At 36.8% G+C, this 17,600-nt stretch carries 14 protein-coding genes and 1 pseudogene; 1 reads left to right on the forward strand and 14 read right to left on the reverse strand.

Features of this window, described 5'->3' with window-relative positions; genetic code table 11:
- A partial coding sequence (locus tag BALCAV_RS03560; RefSeq protein WP_040323522.1) for a helix-turn-helix domain-containing protein occupies nucleotides 1-288 on the reverse strand: 288 nt, incomplete at its 3' end.
- A gap of 204 nt (nucleotides 289-492) precedes the next feature.
- Nucleotides 493-954: an SRPBCC family protein gene (locus tag BALCAV_RS03565; RefSeq protein ID WP_004428230.1), complete on the reverse strand. Its 462-nt coding sequence runs from the start codon at nucleotides 952-954 to the stop codon at nucleotides 493-495.
- Between the two features lie 314 nt (nucleotides 955-1,268).
- On the opposite strand from BALCAV_RS03565, the gene BALCAV_RS03570 reads away from it, so the two are divergent.
- The gene (locus BALCAV_RS03570) at nucleotides 1,269-1,730 is read left to right on the forward strand and encodes a CarD family transcriptional regulator (protein WP_040323524.1); all 462 of its coding nucleotides are present in this window, start codon (nucleotides 1,269-1,271) and stop codon (nucleotides 1,728-1,730) included.
- Between the two features lie 692 nt (nucleotides 1,731-2,422).
- Here the strand turns inward: BALCAV_RS03570 and BALCAV_RS03575 are convergent.
- The 12 genes and pseudogenes from BALCAV_RS03575 to araA form a co-directional block, all read right to left on the reverse strand.
- Nucleotides 2,423-2,659, reverse strand: a complete 237-nt coding sequence (locus BALCAV_RS03575; RefSeq protein WP_040323525.1) for a DUF6171 family protein — start codon at nucleotides 2,657-2,659, stop codon at nucleotides 2,423-2,425.
- A 1-nt stretch (nucleotide 2,660) separates the two neighbouring features.
- Nucleotides 2,661-4,148 carry an alpha-N-arabinofuranosidase gene (locus tag BALCAV_RS03580; protein ID WP_004428223.1) on the reverse strand — a complete coding sequence of 496 codons (1,488 nt, stop codon included), beginning with the start codon at nucleotides 4,146-4,148 and terminating at the stop codon, nucleotides 2,661-2,663.
- A 320-nt stretch (nucleotides 4,149-4,468) separates the two neighbouring features.
- Nucleotides 4,469-5,571, reverse strand: a pseudogene (locus tag BALCAV_RS03585) (substrate-binding domain-containing protein).
- Between the two features lie 450 nt (nucleotides 5,572-6,021).
- Nucleotides 6,022-6,984, reverse strand: a complete 963-nt coding sequence (locus BALCAV_RS03590; RefSeq protein WP_004428218.1) for a glycoside hydrolase family 43 protein — start codon at nucleotides 6,982-6,984, stop codon at nucleotides 6,022-6,024.
- A 60-nt stretch (nucleotides 6,985-7,044) separates the two neighbouring features.
- The gene (locus tag BALCAV_RS03595) at nucleotides 7,045-7,485 is read right to left on the reverse strand and encodes a DUF4064 domain-containing protein (RefSeq protein ID WP_004428216.1); all 441 of its coding nucleotides are present in this window, start codon (nucleotides 7,483-7,485) and stop codon (nucleotides 7,045-7,047) included.
- Between the two features lie 47 nt (nucleotides 7,486-7,532).
- Nucleotides 7,533-8,447, reverse strand: coding sequence for a carbohydrate ABC transporter permease (locus tag BALCAV_RS03600; RefSeq protein WP_004428213.1), 915 nt, complete (start codon nucleotides 8,445-8,447; stop codon nucleotides 7,533-7,535).
- Nucleotides 8,448-8,472: 25 nt separating this feature from the next.
- Complete coding sequence (locus BALCAV_RS03605) at nucleotides 8,473-9,351, reverse strand: carbohydrate ABC transporter permease (RefSeq protein ID WP_004428212.1); 879 nt, start codon at nucleotides 9,349-9,351, stop codon at nucleotides 8,473-8,475.
- 67 nt (nucleotides 9,352-9,418) lie between these two features.
- Complete coding sequence (locus tag BALCAV_RS03610) at nucleotides 9,419-10,687, reverse strand: extracellular solute-binding protein (RefSeq protein ID WP_004428209.1); 1,269 nt, start codon at nucleotides 10,685-10,687, stop codon at nucleotides 9,419-9,421.
- A 357-nt stretch (nucleotides 10,688-11,044) separates the two neighbouring features.
- The gene (locus tag BALCAV_RS03615; protein ID WP_004428206.1) at nucleotides 11,045-13,627 is read right to left on the reverse strand and encodes a LamG-like jellyroll fold domain-containing protein; all 2,583 of its coding nucleotides are present in this window, start codon (nucleotides 13,625-13,627) and stop codon (nucleotides 11,045-11,047) included.
- A gap of 35 nt (nucleotides 13,628-13,662) precedes the next feature.
- Nucleotides 13,663-13,944 (reverse strand): DUF6805 domain-containing protein, encoded by a 282-nt coding sequence (locus BALCAV_RS23210; RefSeq protein ID WP_326938285.1) that lies wholly within the window; start codon nucleotides 13,942-13,944, stop codon nucleotides 13,663-13,665.
- 20 nt (nucleotides 13,945-13,964) lie between these two features.
- The gene (locus BALCAV_RS03625; RefSeq protein WP_040323526.1) at nucleotides 13,965-15,947 is read right to left on the reverse strand and encodes a beta-L-arabinofuranosidase domain-containing protein; all 1,983 of its coding nucleotides are present in this window, start codon (nucleotides 15,945-15,947) and stop codon (nucleotides 13,965-13,967) included.
- A 126-nt stretch (nucleotides 15,948-16,073) separates the two neighbouring features.
- A complete protein-coding gene (gene araA / locus BALCAV_RS03630; protein ID WP_004428201.1) occupies nucleotides 16,074-17,561 on the reverse strand; it encodes an L-arabinose isomerase in 1,488 nt (495 codons plus the stop codon).
- Nucleotides 17,562-17,600: the final 39 nt, after the last annotated feature.

Raw genomic sequence — 17,600 nt, forward strand, 5'->3', positions numbered from 1 at the left:
CGTTTGTTTCTTGAAGAATCGAGTAAAGGAATCAGCAAGGTTTTTCAGGGAGGATTGAAGGGCAATGCTGTCCACTTCTTTTAGCCATACGAATTCCTTTTTTAGTTGCGTTAATTCAGCCGAACAAGAAGAATACGTTAACCCTTTGCCTGTTTCTTGGTAGGTATCGTTCCATTGTCCTAAAAAGCGATTGAATACAAAACGAGAACAGCCGATGGTTTTAGCAATCAGGGTTTCTTGTTCTTTGCTTGGATAGAGACGGAATTTGTATGCTTTGTTGATGAGCATTGTTTTCACCTCAGATAGGAATGTATGTTCTTATTATACCCTAACAAGAATCTCTTTGGCTACCGCCAACCGCCATTCATCTCCCCCTTATCGTTGGGCTTCTCCCTTCACACGATTGAAGAGGGAGTCTTCTGTCGGGAAATGATAAAATGGACTTTATAAGCGTCAACTTGCACTGCATTATTATTTGTATATTTTGAGAAGTCACTCATCATATTGATAATCATAAATATAGTCTACAAACTGATTAAATTGTTCATCATAAATAAATTTAAATGACCATTTGAACATTTTTGTCATCATACTCACAAACCAATTTTTAGGTATCAGGAAAACTTCCACTTGAAAATGAGTCCCGTATTCATTTTTACTGAGCGTATATTTTGTTCTACTTATTCCTTCTTTTGATTTGGATTTAACTTCCGCTAAATAAGGAGGCTGAAATATGTTATATTGCGCTTCCAATATGATAATCTTTTTACCTATTTGTTGTTTTGTTTTATAAGTAGAACCTTCTTTTAATTCCGATTCCTCACCATCATAAATATGCTCCAAAATTTGTGAGTTCCATTCCAGTACATGCCTATCTTCATTTAAACATTCAAAAACGACTTCAATCGGAGCATCAATATCTTTTTCAAATTCATAACATAATATTTCTTTCATTATCATTTCTCCTACTAATCTATTAAATTGAAAATATTAACAATTCATTATACATAATGGTTTATTAATTTACTAGTTTTTTTATTAACAATCGGATGCCTTTACAGAATTTATAAAAGACTTAACAGTATATATGAGAAATTGAGCTCCCCTTCATGATAAAGTCCACACGTTCCTACTGATTTTTGGACGATTTTCTCTCTCCATATAAATTTATTGACACTAAAATTAAATTTATGATATTATAAAAAATTAGACAAGAACACACATATATGATACTCTAAAGAAGGTTACCATATATGGAGGTGGATTATATGTTTCAAATTGGCGATAGCATTATTTATCCAATGCACGGAGCAGGTATAATTGAAGCCATAGAAGAGAAAGAATTCTCAGGGGAAAAACAACAATATTATGTTATAAAAATGTCTATCAGTAATATGCAAGTGATGGTTCCTACGAATAAAACATTAAATTTAGGGGTACGACCAGTAATTGATTTACTTGCATTGAAACACATTATACACATTTTCCAAAATGGGGAATCGGATAGTTCAATGCCATGGAAAGAAAGGTATAAAGTGAACATGGCCAAAATAAAAACAGGTGAAATATTAGAAGGTGCTGAGGTTGTACGTGATTTAATGCGTATGAAGAAAGAAAAAGCACTAAATGCAAGCGAAAAAGAAATGTTGGATAATGCCTATAAATTTTTGATTAGTGAAGTCGGTTTAATTAAAGGAATTACCGAAAAACAAACTAAAAGTTTTAATTAAGGCTCATCATCGATAATGGATTACATTCCGAAAAATACCCTCCATTTTTCGGGAAGACTATGATTAAAAATAATCATTTCAAACACCCAACTTCTACAACTCATTTTTTGAGTGATAACCTCCTTTGTTATTTCTACAATTCTCTCCATTTTTATTTTTAAATTTCTTTTACGAACGTTCGTAGTTTCATCAGATACTTGATTTATGCAATCCTGATTCACACTGGCGCGGCCAAGGAGCCGTAAGGATGAAAGAGAGGTAGGGCTTTCATTGTTTTAGGTACATCTTATTTAAGTCATTATTTCTAGAAGAAAAACCGATTCATCTCACCTCTATCTTGAAGATTTTTTCACTCGTACTACTTCTGTGAAAAATCATTATTTTGCCTCTTTATGTCTAAGAGATGCACATAATAGCAATAGCATATGGTCAACTACAAAAAAGGTTTCTTGCCTAGAAATTATAACAGGTTGTCTCATAACGTCAGCATCTGACCTTATCGAGGGAGCCTTTTTTTGTGTTTTAAGCGGTAAACCCATATACAAACTATTTTAATGAAGTTGAAATCACTTCGATGTTTGACTTTAAAAGATTGAACTGTCTATCAAAGGAGCTTTTAAAAGAGTGATAAAAAGGTATATCTACCCTCTTATCACTCTCTCTTTAGTTACTTTTACGAAACCTCGGTTCCGTTACCATTTTCTTATTTCAGGAAATGGACAGCCCTTCTCCATAATCATTGCTCGATAAGTTACTAGCTCACCCGAAAAGCGGCATGTCTCATTATTTAATAAAGCTGAACATTCCATACAAATAGCGACTCTCTTTTCATAAAGTTCATCAGAAACCACTCTATCATTTTCTATATAAAAATCGATATCTATTTGTCCTTTAGGCACTTGACAGCCTTTACAATATCTTTGCTTCATTTTAACCAATCGTTAACACAGCGACAGACATTGGTGGTAGCTTGACCTCCATTTGACCAGCATTGAAGGAATAATCTCTGAAAGCGACCGGCTTTACATTATCAGGATCTTCGAACGTATTATGTGCATTTGTTTCATTAGCCGTTAAAATTCTTCCGCTTATATCTTTTACTTGCTCTATTAACCCACGAAGTTCTATTGTTAGCCTAGATTCGTCTTGATGGTGAAGATTACATAAACTCACATTCACTTTTCCAGCCTTATCCTTTGAAGCGGATACGCTTACATTAGGAAGCTGCTCTCTGTTCCGAGCATAAATATGACTAAATTCTTCAACATCTAATTTTTTCGCATCTTGATGAACTTTAAACATTTCAAAAACATGATAGGTCGGTGTTAAGAGCATTTTCTCACCTTCTGTTAAAATCATCGCTTGAAGGACGTTGACTGTTTGAGCTATGTTCGCCATTTGGACACGTTCATTATGCTTATGAAAAATATGGAAATGCAGTCCAGCCACAAGTGCATCACGAATTGTATTTTGCTGGTAAAGAAAACCAGGATTCGTTCCAGGTTCAACATCAAACCAGGTCCCCCATTCATCAATAATCATACCAACCCTTTTATCCGGATCATATTTATCCATAATAATAGAATGTTTTGTAATAAGCTCATCGATATGCAAGGCTTTTTGCATCGTTATAAACCATTCATCTACACTCGGGTCTAAGGCAGCTCCTTTCCCCTTCCAAAAATCACCTGGAATCGTGTAATAATGCAAGCTTAAACCATCCATTAGATGACCAGCCTCACGCATGAGCACCTCAGTCCAGTTATAATCATCTACATTCGCTCCACCAGCAATTTTATATAGTTTATTATCTCCATAATTTCGAACATAGGTTTGATATTGTCGGTATAAATCGGCATAGTATTGGGGTCTCATATTCCCCCCGCAGCCCCAATTTTCATTTCCTACTCCAAAATATGTAAGCTGCCACGGCTTATTACGACCATTCTCTTGTCTCCAGTTAGCCATTGGTGATTCTCCATCAAATGTCATATATTCAACCCATTCAGACATTTCTTGGACCGTTCCACTCCCCACATTCCCACAAATATAAGGCTCTGCTTCGAGCAATTCACATAGCCTCATAAACTCATGAGTGCCGAAGTGATTATTTTCTACTACACCGCCCCAATGCGTATTTACCATTCGCTTTCGCTCTTCCTTTGGGCCGATTCCATCCTTCCAATGATACTCATCAGCAAAACATCCACCTGGCCAACGTAGTACAGGGATGTTTAAGTTTTTTAATGCTTCCACAACATCATTACGAATTCCATTTGTATGGTCGATTGTTGAATCTTCTCCCACCCAAAACCCTTCATAAATACAACGCCCTAAATGTTCTGCAAAATGTCCATAAATGTTTTTATTTATCGTCCCTTTTTCAATATCTACATTTATCACAATTCGATTACTCATTTACTCCGCCTCCCATTAAGTTAATTAACGTCAAACTTAACTAGATTCCTTCCGTTTATTCCCACTTTTTAAAATCCTCAGCTTAAATCTTTTCTAATTGAAATTACAAGCATTCTCTCCCTTTCTCTCAAATGATTTGCTAACATGCCAATTGTACGATTCATTCACACAATCACATATCGAAAACAACAACTTGTACGTACATATATAGTTTAAAACGAAAATGGTATTATTTCAAGAAATATCTAAAAAATCAAACAAAAAAATCCTTTATTGCATTTCTTCTGCAATAAAGGACATTCCATTGTGAAATTGCTTATTTATTTTTCTGTTGAAATTTCCTTTGTTGAGCTACGAATGATTAACTCAGGCTGGTATATATAGGACTCTACTTTTTTTCTTTTTTATGATTTTCAACTAAACCAATAATCATCTTTGCAGCCCTCTCACCCATTTCCGTTTTAGGATGGGCAACGGTTGTTAATTTCACCTCTGATGCTGTAGCGAGAAAAGAATCATCAAAGCCGACCATCGAAATATCCTCTGGTACTTGTAATTTCTTCTCCCTTAGCACATCTAGCAGCTGTAAAGCTAACTCATCGTTATAACAAACAATGGCAGTAGGCATCTCATTATGATTATTTAGTAACTTGGTTAATTCTTCCATCGGTTTTGTTTTCTTTTGCTCAGAATTATAATTGATTAAATGATTCGGGTTTATCGGAACTTGGTTCTTACGATGAGCCTTTATATACCCTTTCATCCGTTTAACCCCTTGAATATCATCGGTTTTAAAAAAGCCAACAATATTCCGATGTCCTTTCTGGATTAAATGCTCTGTCTGAACAAAACCACCCTTTTCATCATCGACAATTAAACAAACAGGCTCTAATTCATCATAAAAAGCATTTATCATCATATAAGGAATTTTCATTCGTTCAAAGTTAAAATAGTAGTTTATATTCGGATTAGAAAAGGCACTTTTAGTTGGTTCGACAATAACCCCATCAATATTTTGCGTGATTAAATTTTCCAAAATTCTCTTTTCATTCTCAATATCATTATTTGTACTGTATAAACTAACTTGATAACCATGCTGACTCAAGTATGATTCGGCCCCACGTATAATAGAAGGAAAAATATAATCAGAAATATAAGTCGTCATAATGGCTATATTTTTTTTGACTGATGGGTTTCTGTTTTGATTTTCAGTTCTATCCGCACAGAAAGTTCCTGCTCCTTGTTCACGGTAGAGCCAACCTTCACTCACCAATTCCCCAATCGCGATTCGAATCGTATGACGACTCACTGAAAATTCCTTCATTAATTCGTTTTCCGAACTAATCCGTTGGTTCGGCACATAAGTCCCATCTAAAATTCTTGATTTTATAACTTGTTTTACCTTACTATACTTTGTTTGCATAACAATACCTCAATTCAATGCTTGTCTGGACGAATTTAAGAATAATTCCCATTCACTATATCTTTTTTAAATCATTCAAAGTTTCATTATCGACTTCACTTGTAATATGTATTCCCTTCATTGTACTATAACTCATGTACAAATAGAAAGAAGCTTCTCTTCCTTAAAGCTATTATAATAGTGAATAATAAAGATTTTTACCACTCTATTATTGCTAATAATTCCAAAGTTATTTTTTTGTAAAAAATAACTTTTAATCAAAACATTAGCATTGAAGTATCTAAAATAGAAAAAGTGACTAAACCACCCAAAGTTCTTTAGTCACTTCTTAAAACTAACCTTTAATTTTTTTATCGACCTCGGAGATACAAAAGTCTTTATCAACGACCATCTTCGCTCTTAATAAAGCTATAATGACGATCCTTCTTACAATTTTAATTGAAAATTCTCTTATTTATTGTCAGGTAGTGGTGCTCCAAAGAACGGACGACCTTCCTTGTCCCAAGAAAATACTTGTGCACGTGTATGTCTATTCGGATCATACAATGGGTCTCCTACTATTTTTTTATAGTTACGTGCATGATAGATTAGTACATCCTCTTTCCCATTTTCTGAAACCGTGAAGCTATTATGACCTGGTCCAAACTGCTGATTTTCTTCATTTGTCGTAAAGATAGGCTCCGGATGCTTCACCCAAGAACTCGGGTCTAATAAGGAACTATTTTCATCAGCAGTTAATAAGCCCATACAATAATGATGGTTCGTTGCACTTGCTGAAAATGTGATGAAGATTTTTCCATTTCGTTTAATGACAGCAGGCCCTTCGTTCACATAAAACCCTATTTTCTCCCACTCATACTCTGGTGTGGCAATCATCACTTGTTCACCCTTTAAAGTCCAAGGGTTTTCTAGCTCTGAAATGTACAAGTTAGAATTGCCTTCTATGCTCGGATCCTTTTGTGGCCAGACTAAATAATGAACGCCTAAGTGTTCAAAGTGTGTAGCATCCAGTGCAAAGGTTTCCCATTTTGTTTTAATCTGACCTTTCTCAACCCAGTTCCCCTGCATCGGATCCTCTGATTCATTTTCTAAAACAAACATACGGTGATCAAATAAACCATCCTTTGTTTCTGAGGACTTCGCTGCTGCAAAATAGACATACCATTTATGATTAATATAATGAATTTCTGGTGCCCATATATTGGCACTCATCGGTCCATTTTCATACTTCTCCCAAATAATAATCGAATCCGTTTCATTAAGACCTTGAATTGTTTTTGACTTTCTGAGCTCTATTCGATCATATTCAGGTACAGACGCCGTAAAATAATAAAAGCCATCCGAATGCTTGTACACCCAAGGATCAGCTCGCTGTTCAATGAGTGGGTTTTGATATTGATTGTTCTGTTCCATGTTATTAACCTCATTTCAGTTGATATATTATAAAATGATAAAACTATCCATCTACTTGACCTAATGCCCAACCGGACTAGCTGTTTCTCCGTTTTTAATAAGACGGACTGCTCTATTTTTAGCCAAATAGATAACAAAAGCGATTAAAAATAAAATAAAGCCAAGGATGTCCATAGAGACTAGCTGAATGAGACCCCATATCGCGATCCAAACTATAACACCGTACTGGATCTCGTTATCTTTTAATTTCACAGCAATCAAAAAGGTAACGATCGCTCCTACAAGCATAAAGATCCCAAACATTAAAATCACCTGGAGCACATTATTAACCATTTGAGAGCCGGCTATCATCGTATTCCAATCTTGATTTTCTAATCGTTTAGCTCCTTCTTGGTCAAACCAACTATAGTAACTAAAAATCGTTAATAGTGACGTAATTAAATTCCACGCAGAACCAATGATTAATATTTTTCGTTCCAGTCCTCTTTTGATTGTCACCATCTTAACCATTCCTTATCATGTCTTTTTGATCTCAAACTCTTAAATTATTAACCTTTAATCCCTGCATTTAATTTGATCGCTTGAACAAAATATTTTTGGGCAAAGAAGAATAGTAGCAACGTTGGAATAATCGCTAATATTGCTGACCCCATCAATTGGCCAATCATTCGGTAATTTCCATATACATCTTGCAACAATAGCAACCCAGCGGTAACTGGCATTTTTTGAACATCCGTATAAACGATAACTGGCCAGAGGAAGTCATTCCAGGAACCAACAAAAGAAAACAAACCACAAACAATTAACACCGGCTTTATTAATGGTAAGACAATTCTAAAGAAAATGACAAAATCACTCGCACCATCAACCTTAGCCGATTCATCTAGCTCCTTTGGGATCCCTTTCATAAATTGTCTCACAAGAAAGATATTTCCCATTCCAGCTAACCCAGGTACGATCATCGCCCAAGGCGTGTTCACCCAGCCCAATGTATCAATAATTTTATAAGAAGGAATTAAATTGACCACATTAGGGAAAAACGAGATAGCTAACAACGTAAAAAACAGAACATCTCTACCTTTAAATTTCATACGAGTATACCCATAGCCTGTTATTGAAATCACGACAATAACCAAAAGCGTATGTGTCGTGGCAATAAAAATAGAGTTCCATATCCATTGCAATATCGGAGCACTCGATGTGTTTTCTAATATAGCCATATAATTATCGACGATCCAGTTCACAGGTAAAAGTCGAAACCCTTCATTTACAACCTCTGTCTGTGAACGAAATGAAGTCGTAATCCCAAAGATGACAGGAACCATCCAGATTGCACTTACGATAATCAGAAAGAGATAAGCTAAGTATTTCGAAATTTTAATACGTCCACTCCCTCTTTCCTTAACTGGCTTAGTCGACTTTGTTAATGATGTAGAATCTGAGATTTCCACTCGGTTGTTCATTTCCACCCTCCTCTTCTTTTCTCCATTACACAGCATTACGGTTCATTAAGTAATATTGAATTGCTGATATTACTAAAATGACTAAGCCTAATAATACGGCCATCGCCGAGGCGACACCTGCTATCGACTCTCCGTGACTAAAAGCTAAATCACGAATATACATCATTAACACGGTCGTACTTTGTGTCGGACCTCCGTTTGTCATCATCAACGGCTGAGCAAAGACGTTAAAGGCACCGGCAGTTGTCATCACTAACGTAAAAATTAAAGGGAATCGTATCGATGGTAACGTAATACTAAAAAATTTCCTTACAGGTCCAGCCCCATCAATTTCTGCTGATTCATACAAATCCGGTGAAACCCCATTTATGGAAGCCCGATAAATAATCATATTTCCACCAATTCCAGCCCAAATGGTAATAGTGAGTATCGTAATCCAAGCGTAAGGTTGAGTAGCTGCCCAGACTGGATCCGAACCAAATACATTGCTGACCACACCAAGCTGTTTATTAAAAATCAGGGACCAAATCAGAGCTGCAGCTGATATAGAGATCAAACCTGGAATATATAAAAGGGTCTGAAATAGATTTTTAAACTTAACATCTTTATGTTCTAATGAAACAGCTATTAATAAGGGAATGATAATCATTAATGGAACACTAGCAAAAACAAAAATAAACGTATTTTTCATCCCATTATAAAATTGGTGATAAAAAGTCGAATCTTCATTGAACAAAATCGTTCGATAATTATCTAAGCCAACCCAAACGGGATCTCCAACAAGATTCCATCTCGTAAAAGACGCATAAATCCCATATATAGTTGGTATCAAAATAAAAACGATAAACAGGATAATATGGGGACCAACAAAGAAAAGAGGACCTAAGTTTATTTTCTTAAACAATACTCTTCAAACTCCTTTGGGTAAGAGGGATGTGCCACTTTATCAATGGCACATTCCCCTCCTTTTTCTAATTATCGTTTTCTTCTTCTTCATTTATTACATTCTCTAAATCTAATGCTCCTTCAGAAACCTTATCTTCTACAAATCGTTGCATCTCTTCTAATCCTTGATCAATATCTAGTTCTCCATGAACCATATCAGCTGAATAAGTATCTAAAGCCTCTGCTATATAAGGGTAATGTCTGTACGTATAAATATATAGTGAATCTGTTTGCTCTTCTGTTGATGTAAAAAATGATTGAAGATAACTGTCGTAGTTGGAATCCTCAATGACGTCAATACTTGCGACAATTTGTCCAGCTTCAGCCCATTCCATTGAATTTGCTCTCAAATATTCTAAAAACCTGGCAATCCCTTCTTCTTTTTCATCCGTTCTTTCATCACTTGTTAGCATCGCAAATAAATGAGAGGATGCTCTATTATGAAAGATCTCTGGTTCAAAAGCGTAAACATTCGTTACACCAAAATCTAAACTTTCAACTTGTGCATGCCCAATAGAGCTCCACGTCCCATCAGTCGAGAATAAAACGTTTCCAGATTGGAACATCAAATAGCCATCTTCTCCATATGGAGTCATTAATCCAGCATCCTTAATTTCTTTAATCGCTTCGATCGCTTGCTTCATTTCAGGTGTATTAACGGCAGGGTTTCCATTCTCGTCTTGAATGTCTCCCCCTAAATTTTGAATCTGAGCGAAAATAACCCAACTTAACAAAGCATCATTCACAACATAATCACCTTCATCTAATTGACCTTGCAATGAAAGTATTTCTTCAAAAGTGACAACGTTGTCATCTAAAAAGTGCTCGACATTATACTTCGCTAACAATTCCTTGTTGTAATACATCGCACTTCCATGAATATCTAAAGGAATTGTATACTGGGTTCCATCGACATTTCCTGAAGTCCAAGCTTCTGTTAAATAATTCTCTTCCTTTAATTCTGGTTCAATTGCCATAATCTCAGTCATTGGCTCAAGTAAATTTTGATCAACAAAATTCGGGACTCGATCCGCATGAATGATCGATAAATCTGGAATACCTCTTCCTGAATTTAAAACTGTATACATTTTTGTGTACATATCTGATGTAATAACGTGATTGACTTTATATTCCGGCTCAGTCTCATTATACTCCTTGACAATCTGATCCATATTCGCCCCATCATCCCCAGTTAAAGGAGTCCAGAACTCGATCGTGAATTCATCATTCCCTCCACACCCAACTAACAGAAACGAGAACAACAAAAGCATCATTAACCTATTTAATTTACTCATCCATATCCCCCTCATTAAAAATTAATAGTTTAATAACTTCAAAGCAAAGTAGAATTTGATCACAAGATTTGACAACGGTTACAAATCAGAAAAATTAAAATTTTTAATTCAGTTCCTCCTTTTTAATGTTCGAAGCCCCACCTTTGTACGAACATGATAAAAAAAATTACCAATAATATTAAATTTGTACGTATAAGATGATTCATGTAAATTATAACTAACTTCCCTTTTATTTTCAACATTTTTTTCAGCTTTATTGACCATTCTTAGCTACTATTCCTTCGCTTTATAAAGCGAAAACTAAAGATCAACAGCAACTGATCCGTACGATTTTTCACTCTCGAATTTTATTAAAATTTAATTATGATTAAATAAGTGTTTAATCTCGTTTTCAGAAAGTGCCCCCTCATAAATTCTCAAATCATCCATTAATCCTACAAAAGGAGCGTCCCACCAATTCACTGCTAAGCTGAAATCTGCCTTCATCGTCGTAAAAACATTCGGAAAATCCTCTCCACTAAAATGACTACTTCCATTAATGAACACTTCAACTTTTCCTTTATTATAAGTAAACGCAAGATGCGACCACTTTCCCTTTTTGATTGAAAAACCAGTTGTCGCTTCATACCATTGTGCACTACCTGACCAGAGCATCGTTTGCTCTTGAATCGGCCCCCTCGGAAGCAAACTAATCCAATTATTCTCATCTCTTGCTCCAAAAAAAGTCGTCGTAAAAGTCGTCAACTCATCAGGCTTAACCCATAAAGACACCGAGTACTGATCAGACGCGATTAAACCTTTAGGCAATCGCACGCCTGAGCCCCCATCAAAGACGACCGCTTCCTGATTGACTCCTGTTTCATATGAAAGACTACCACCTGTATAAGTAATTCTTTCTCCTGTTATCGTACCTTCTCCGAAATTCCCTGTCCGATCCGTTAAATCACGATCAAATGGATAATGAGCAATTAAGCCCTTTTCCCGATATGGTAAAACCCGAATTTCAAATGTTTTTTTAGCCGTTTCTTTTCCATGTGTAATTGTTGCCGTTAATGTTGCCAATTCCTCATCTTCACCAGCAGCTGGTCTTGTCACTTGACCTGTACTTGTAATAATAGCCGGGTCTGAGCTTTCCCATGAAATGACCGCATTACGCGTTCCCTCAGTCGGGAGTGTCAAATCTGAAATGACTTGCTCGGTATCGCCTAATGTCAAATCCTTTAAAACATCCTCAGTCACTTCTTTACTAGAACGCTCCCCTAGCTGACTGCCCCAAATCATTTCACCATCTTTTGACATCAAGGTAAAAGTGACGACATCCCTTTCTAAGCCAGGATTATATTGCTTTAAAAACACTCCTTCATAAACTTTGCCCTCAATTGTCAATTCAGCCAAGTTATGAGCAGTCCTCTTCCATGAACCTTTCACATCACCAGTGACTTTATTATTTTTCGTTAACGTAATATATTTCTGTTTTTCAATCTCTGACGTAATTTCTTTGCCGTGTTCAATCAGATAATAGTCACCAATGACCTCTTTCCGGTGAATCTTCTCTAATGTTTCGCCTGTATGCCGGTAAGGAGCAACGACTGGCCAGCCATTTTTATTCATAAACATTTGATGAACCCTAACTTCATGCATTTCTCCTCTGTCCGGAAAACGTGTATGGAAAACAAGAAACCGCTCACCTGTTTCCTCGCTCATATACACAGAGTTATGTCCAGGAGAGACATACCCATAATCTTCTCCAGTCCCTTCGTCACCGACTTTATGCTCAAAAAGGAAATTGCCGATCATTTTATTACCAAATTCCGCATGCTCATAACTATCGACCTTATTCCGAACGGTTCCATCATCAAGTGAATCCGGAAATACGGCCATTTTTCCTGCTGCATCTTCATAAGGACCGTCCGGATTTTTTGAGCGAAACGTTCGCATTTGATAACCTCCACTCGAGCTTAATCCGCCGTATGTGGCAAATAAATAATAATACCCCTCAACATCATCATAATAAACATAAGGTCCTTCTATTGAATGTCCATAACCACCCGCAATTTTAGTTCCAAAATAACGATCGATTAATCGACCATCCTCTGTCAAACCATCCTCACCTGGGTAGAGAGGTTGTCCAGTTTCCGGATCAACTTCCATAATAAAAATTCCACCAGCCCATGAACCATAGGTCATCCAAAGCTTTCCTTTTTCATCAAAGAAAAGATTGGCATCGATTGAATTCGTGTATATCCGATAATTATAACCTCCTTGCTCTGTAAACCAATTTGGATTCGGTTCATCTATTATCCCATCCTCAATTAAACTCGGAATGTTCGTATGGATCCAATTCTTATTGACATCACTATTTGGATCGTACGCGTCATGATCATAAAAGCCCGAATACATAATCGTGTCTACATACTCAAACGGTCCTTCTATCTCTTTTGAAACGGCATAACCAACGGCTGACCGGATATAAGTAGAAGAAACACTATAATAAATCATATACGCCCCTTTACTTCCATCCTCATTAAGATAATGCTCATTCCAAATGACTTCCGGTGCCCAAACCGCATAACCTCCTTGACTATCTGCATCATTCTCTCCTGCCCATTCAAAAGATTCTGCTAGATTAGTAGAAAGGTCACCAAAAATGGTATTACCAGGAGTTGTATATCCATTCGTATAATTTTCCCAATTGATTAAGTCCGTCGACTTTGCCCCATCAATATGTGACCCAATGACATAATAAATATTATCTGCTTTTACGATCGACGGGTCATGTACCGAAGCATTATAAAAACCTTGGATGGACTCATTTTCTTTTATTGACATCGTCACTTCAGCCTCCTGCTCAATAGAAGCTCCACTTCCGTCTTTCACTCCAACAAGGACTACAAGTACTAGCAATAACATAAAGGCCGAAACTTTCCATATTCGTGCCATACAAAAAACCTCCCTCATTTAATTAGTTACTAGCATTAATCGTTCAAATTCTCTCGGAGCATTTTAATTCCATAAACACCTCCCGCCACCTTTCCATAAGAAGAACTAAACTTCACTTCAACGATTTGTTTATCTTCTGTTAAATAATAGGGGATCTCATAAATGTCTTGAACTAGCTCGTGTTCGTACCCATCCGCTTCAAGCCGTTTTTCCGCAATAGGTACCTCATCAATCGCAATCGTAAAATGACGGATATATTGACTACCATCAATAAAAATTTCGCGATCTCCATTAAAAAAATCAATAGACAAATACATCTGTTTTTCTGGTTCCACCTTCATCTTATAACTAAAAAACCATCATCCCGACAATCTCTCCAGCCTCTTCTAACCGTATTTAAATACCCTGAACGAGAGTTTTTTTTCTGAATAAAATGTTCGATTTCTTCCTGTTGTTCATTCGGTTGAACGACATCAATTGTTATTTGTTTTAATCTCGTTTCTTTCTCTTTTTCTAAACTCTTTAAAGCCTTAAATGAATTCTCATCCATGACAGACCAATAAAGACTGTAACGTTCATGATGTAATTGATAAAAGGGAATAAGGGTCACCCTTTGATTACCCGGTTGCCCAACTGGTTCCGTTTCAAATTGAATCGGTAAGCCATCCACCCGTTTTATCCAGTTCCACGGCCTGTCCTTATCCGCAATAAAGACGGGTACATCGATTAAAGGATGGGCATTTAAGCTCAAGTGATTTGCTTGAATGTCTGTTTCAGGGAAATTTTCTCTCCCTAAGGCACCAGCTAGCACAATAGGTCCATACATAAAACCAACTTTGTTTGGATCGTCTTTTGCTATATATGAATGAAGTCCAAGTGGAAAATCCACCTCAACTCTATCTCCCGCCTTCCACCTCCTTGATAGAGTCACATAGCCTTTTTTATCGGTTAAAAAGGTTTGCTTTTTATTTACAAAAATCGATACCTTTCCATTGATCCAATAAGGTATTCGAAGATGGATAGATAAAAACCGTCCATCACCCTCTTCTACCTTTAATTGAACTCGGCCAGAATGAGGAAAATCAGTCTCTAATTTTAATCTTAATTCCTTTTCTTCTAACTGTAGCTGTGAAGCAATAAACAAATTAACGAACAATTCATCGTCTCTTTGGTAATAGATATGTTCAGAATAACGAGTTGGATTTTCCATCCCGGTTCCTGTACAGCACCAAAAAGAATCTTCCGGTGAATGATACACTTTAAAATGACCTGGCTCTGTTGAAACAAAATAGGCTTTCATACCTGAATCAGGATCTTGCGAGGCTAAAATATGATTATAAAGAGCCCTCTCGTAAAAATCGTAATATTCTGACTTCTGTTCCCATAAAAACAAATGAGCTGTCAACTTGAGCATATTATACGTATTGCATGTTTCCGTTGTTTGAACCCCTAATGTTTCATCTGAGACTCGGCCAAAATGCTCATTGATGCTATTTCCTCCAATAATGTAAGAACGCACCCTCGTTACTTCCTGCCAAAAAAAAGTGGCCGCCGTCTTATACTTTTCCTCTTTTGTAATATCATATAATTTCGCAGCACCTATCACTTTTGGTATTTGTGTATTTGCATGCTTTCCCTCTAAAAGATCCCTTCTGTTTGATAACGGCTCTAATATTTGCTGCTCACAAAACCTAATCGCTAATTGTAAATACGTTTGATTTTGAGTTAACAAATAGAGCTCAGCCATCACATCATTCATACCACCATGCTCACAAATGAGCATTTTTTGAAACTGTGCCTCCGTTAAACGCACCGTCCCGCTCTCCACCCAATCAGCTAGCTTTGTCACAACCGATAAAGCCTTTTCATTTTTCACTAATTTATATACATCAATTAGCCCCGCAAAAAGTTTATGCATGCTATACCAAGGGACCCAATGACCTGCCAATGTAAAATGATCAACCTCGAAATTGCCTGTAAATACCTTTTCAAAGCAGGTACTTGGAAACCCACCGATAAAGTTACGGTCATGAACGCTCTGAATGTATTCAAGCTCGTCAATTGCTTTATTAATTTTATCTTTTAATGCCCGATTCATCGTATTTCGATACATATAAGCAGCTGCCGATAACCAATGCCCTAAAGAATGACCAGAAATGCCTGTTTCCTCCCACCCCCCATATCGCTGTTTCTTTGGAGCTAAACTGGCCGCTTCATAAAATGGAGCTACTAATCGATCGATATCTAAAAACAATAAATAGTCCATTCCTTTATCCGCTGATTCTTTAAAAATACCATCTAGCAATTGAACCTGAACCAATGCTTACCATCCCTTCCCTTCGATGACTTTTACACACTTTCGTTCACTCAAAATCTAAAATAAAATGACAAAAGAGACGATACCTCAAATGCAATGATGATCGTCTCTATTAAAGTCACAAAAAACTTACCCTTTTCGAACAAACTCATTCCACTTTAATTCATTCCGAAACGTTACTAAATCTGTTCGTTTATTGATTATTACACACTCAATATCTGTCATTTCCGCCCAATCATAAAGTTGTTCAGGTGTAACAACATAGGAGAAGACCGTATGATGTGCTCCTCCAGCATGAATCCAGGCTTCAGCTGACTCACTTAAAGATGGTTCCGGCTTCCATAACACTTGAGCGACAGGTAGCTTTGGCATTTCTTTTTCGGTCTCCACCGCATCAACTTCATTGACGACTAATCTAAATCGGTTTCCCATATCAATCAATGATGCATTTAGAGCCTTTCCAGCCGCTCCGTTAAATACCAACCGAGCTGGATCCTCTTTACCACCAATCCCTAAAGGATGAACCTCTACCTTAGGCCTCGTCGCAGCAATCGAAGGACAGATCTCTAACATATGAGAGCCGAGCACTAATTCATTGCCTTTCTCAAAATGATACGTATAATCTTCCATAAAGCTCGTGCCTTTTCCATCAGCAAGGATTTTCATCATTCGAGTTAAGCCAGCCGTCTTCCAATCGCCTTCTCCACCAAATCCATAGCCTTGAGCCATTAATCTTTGCACAGCGAGACCAGGTAGTTGCTGCATTCCATGAAGAGTCTCAAAATTAGTCGTAAAAGCACTATATCCACCATCTTGCAAAAATGCCTTCATCCCTAGCTCAACTTTTGCTTGATAAAGGATCGAATCGCGATAATCGTTAGAAGAAAAAGCTTTTGCATCTATTTCATATAAATCATGATATTCGTTAAATAACTCATTCACTTTTGCTTCTGTTACGTCATTTATATAAGTTGTTAAATCACCAATTCCATAACCATTTGTTGTCCATCCAAACTTAATTTGAGCCTCTATTTTATCTCCTTCTGTAACCGCAACATTTCGCATATTGTCACCAAAGCGAGCGATTTTTAAAGATAATCCATCTGTTACGGCAACAGCCGTCCTCATCCAAGAGGCTATGCGGTCTCGAATAAGCTCATCTTGCCAATGTCCAACAATGACCTTTCGCGCCAGGTTAAGTCGTGCTCCAATATAGCCAAATTCTCGATCGCCATGGGCCGATTGATTCGTATTCATAAAATCCATATCAATCGTTTCCCAAGGAATTTCTCGATTATATTGTGTATGCAGATGCAATATAGGTTTCCTTAACTCTGTCAACCCAGCAATCCACATCTTTGCTGGAGAGAAGGTATGCATCCATGTGATAATCCCTGCACAACTTTCATCAGTATTCGCTTCTAAACAAAGCTTTCGAATCGAATCTGCCGTTGTCAAAACAGGCTTTATCACAATTTCAAACGGAATTGCTGAATCGTGATTTAGCTCTCTCACTATTCCTTTTGAATGCTCCCAAACCTCTTCAATTGTTTCTGGTCCATATAAATGTTGACTGCCAGTCGCAAACCAAAAGTTATACTTTTTTACTTCCAACATCTAGTTTCCTCCTAAAAATAATTAAAGTGATCAAGATAA

The organism is Alkalihalobacillus alcalophilus ATCC 27647 = CGMCC 1.3604 (assembly GCF_000292245.2).
GTDB lineage: Bacteria > Bacillota > Bacilli > Bacillales > Bacillaceae_D > Alkalihalobacillus > Alkalihalobacillus alcalophilus.